Below are 2,686 nucleotides of genomic sequence, written 5' to 3' on the forward strand. Positions count from 1 at the left end.
GTAGTCGGTGAGGATGCGCCTCAGGTGGCGTTCGCCCAGCACGATGGTGTGATCCAAGCACTCTCTCCGGATCGATCTGTCGGTTTTCACAGGGAAGGGACCCCTGCTATTCAGAACCATGCCCCCCGTCTCTTGAAGGCGACGGTGCCAGACTGCCCTACTCCCCTCCTTTCTGTCCAGCGGTATGCGGGCGGCCCGGCTTGAGCCGGCCGCGGTAGGACTCGCCCTCGATCTGCAGGTCGTAGGCCATGCTCGTGAACCGGTCGATGGCGCTCTGCGCGCGGACCGGGTCGGCGAAGGTGGCCAGCCATTCGTCCGGGCCGCGATTCGAGGTGACGACCATGGAGCCGGCTCGGTGGCGCTCGATCATGATCTCGTAGATGTCGCGGCTCTCGGTCGCGTCCATGGCGTCGAGGGCGAAGTCGTCGATGATCAGCAGGTCGACGCCAAGGAGCTTGCGAAGTTCGACCTCGTAGGAGTTGTCGAGTCGGGAGTGCTTGAGGGTCTTCAGCATGCGATCGGCCCGGAGGGCCAGGACGGAGTGGCCGTGACGACAGGCGATGTGTCCGAGCGCGTGAGCGACGAAGGTCTTCCCGACACCGACGGGGCCGACGATGATGGCGTTGGCGTGGGCGTCGATGAAGCGCAGGGAGGCAAGCTCGTTGAGGAGTTCCCGGTCGTAGGTGACGCGGGCGGTTGGATCCCAGGCTTCGAGCTGCATGGCCGGGTCCAGGTGGGCCTTCTGCGCACGGACCTGGGTGGCGCGGCTGTCGCGGCGCGCCCCTTCGTCGGAGAGGATGAGCAGCAGGAAGTCCTGATGGGGCATCTTCTGCTGCCTGGCCAGGGCGAGGCGCTCGGGCAAGGTGTCGAGCAGGGGGCCGAGCCGGAGCCGGCGCAAGGCGACTTTGAGGTCAGGGGAGATCAGGTCGGTGGTCATGCTTCCGAGTTTCCTTTCTGTTCAGGGTTTCGGGGGAGTGCAAAGAGGCTTGCCGGCCTGAGGTAGCGGGCCAGCGGGATCACGCGGGCGGGAGGAGTCAGGTCGGGATGGGGCTGTCGGGCGTTGGCGATCATGCGTTCGAGACGCCGGACATCGAGCATGTCGAGGCGCAGCGCGATCTGGCAGTTCTCGTTGACGCGCGCGTCTCCGTACTTGCGGGTCAGGCCGAGCAGCGCGTAGGTGCGCCGCATGCGAGTCCAGGGAAGCGGGCAGTCGAGCAAGGCCCGCGCAAAGCGTCCCACCGCTTCCCCGTGCAGGTCGGCCTGGCTCTTGAGGAACTCGAGGTCACGCATCGCATAGGCCGCCTTCTCCTTCGGGTAGTCGCTCGGGTCGATCGACCTGCCGCCGGCACGCTGCCGGGGATGGGTCTTGACCAGGGCTCGGGCGTGGTAGAAGCGGACGAGGTTCCGGTCGGCTCGGGCGAGCAGCTTCTTGCCCTTCAGGTAGGTCGGGAGGCTGTAGAGCGCCTTGGCCACCTGGGCGAGCTGATCGCGGGCGACCACGGGATGGGCCCAGATCGGGATGTCGTAGGGTTCGACCGGCGCCGGCAGCAGAACAGGCTTCTCCTCGGCTGCGAAGTGTTCGCGTGGCATCCGGTGAGTCCGGGAGTGACGCCGCATGCCGTAGCCCTCAAGACACCAGCGGCGCGCGTGCGTTCTCGCCTGTTCGAGATCCTGGAGCTGCTCCCCGCCGAAGCAGTCCTCCCGGACCGTGCGCACGGCTCGTTCCACGCGGGCCTTGTCCGTGGCCTTGCGCACCCGGGCGGTGTCGACATGGAAGCCGCGAGCCTGGGCGTACTCCAGGAAGGTCGGGTTGAGTCGTGGATGGAGGGGATCGGCGTGGTCGACGATCGCCTTGGTGTTGTCGGGGATCAGAACCTTGAAGATCCCGCCGAAGAACTCCCAGGCCGCCTCGCAGGCCTCGATCGCGGTCTGCGTGCTCTCGGAGAAGCAGGGCCAGACGAAGCGATGCCGGCTGAGGACCGAGGTGAAGATCCAGGCCCGGAAGCGGCGGCGCTTCCCGAACAGATCCGGCTCGAGCAAGGTCATCCAGCCGGTGTCTACCTGGAGTTCCTCGCCGGGGCCGCAGTCGGCCACGGGAACCGTCGTCCGGCCACAGCCGAAGCCCAGTTCCCGGACGGCGAAGCGGTAGAGGGTCCCGTAGGGGATGAGGACTCCCCGGCGGTTCAGCAGCTTGCGGACCTTCGTGAGCCGGACCCGGTCCTTGAGCTTCTTCGTGATGAAGTCGCGGTTCTCCCCGCAGAGCGCCCAGGCGTCACCTCGCGGCCGCCCGGGCACGTTCCGGAAGACGGCCATGACGGCGGCGACGACCTCGTCGGTCAGCACGCCGGCCCCCTGGCCGGCGGAGAGCCCGTGCTCCTCGCCGGCCCTGACATAGCGCCGAACGGTCTTCGGATCCATGCCGAGGCGGGCGGCGATGCTCTTGATCGCCATCCCATCCAGCCAGAGTCGGAGCAGTTCCTTGGTCTCCAGCATGGTCACTTCCCTGTAGGGCATCTCGACCTCCCGTCCGCGGCCACCATGGCCGGCGCGGGAGTGTCGCAAGCTGGAGTCGCCGAACAAGGGGGGGCATGGTTATGAAAAACCCGGCCCGAGAGGGGGGAAAGGTTCTGACAAACCCGGTCCTATGCGGTCCCTAGCTTATGAAAACCTACAAGGAACGCCGTCA

The 2,686-nt window shown here is 66.9% G+C and carries 2 protein-coding genes and 1 pseudogene; all 3 read right to left on the bottom strand.

Annotation, left to right across the window (positions count from 1 at the left end; all coding sequences use genetic code 11):
* A pseudogene (locus FJY88_13345) lies at nucleotides 1–75 on the bottom strand (integrase).
* Between the two features lie 82 nt (nucleotides 76–157).
* A complete protein-coding gene (locus FJY88_13350) occupies nucleotides 158–937 on the bottom strand; it encodes an ATP-binding protein (protein MBM3288312.1) in 780 nt (259 codons plus the stop codon).
* Nucleotides 934–2,514 (bottom strand): transposase, encoded by a 1,581-nt coding sequence (locus tag FJY88_13355; GenBank protein MBM3288313.1) that lies wholly within the window; start codon nucleotides 2,512–2,514, stop codon nucleotides 934–936. The genes FJY88_13350 and FJY88_13355 overlap by 4 nt, the downstream gene beginning before the upstream one ends.
* Between the last annotated feature and the right edge of the window lie 172 nt (nucleotides 2,515–2,686).

It is taken from the genome of Candidatus Eisenbacteria bacterium (assembly GCA_016867495.1).
Classification (GTDB): Bacteria; Eisenbacteria; RBG-16-71-46; order CAIMUX01; family VGJL01; genus VGJL01.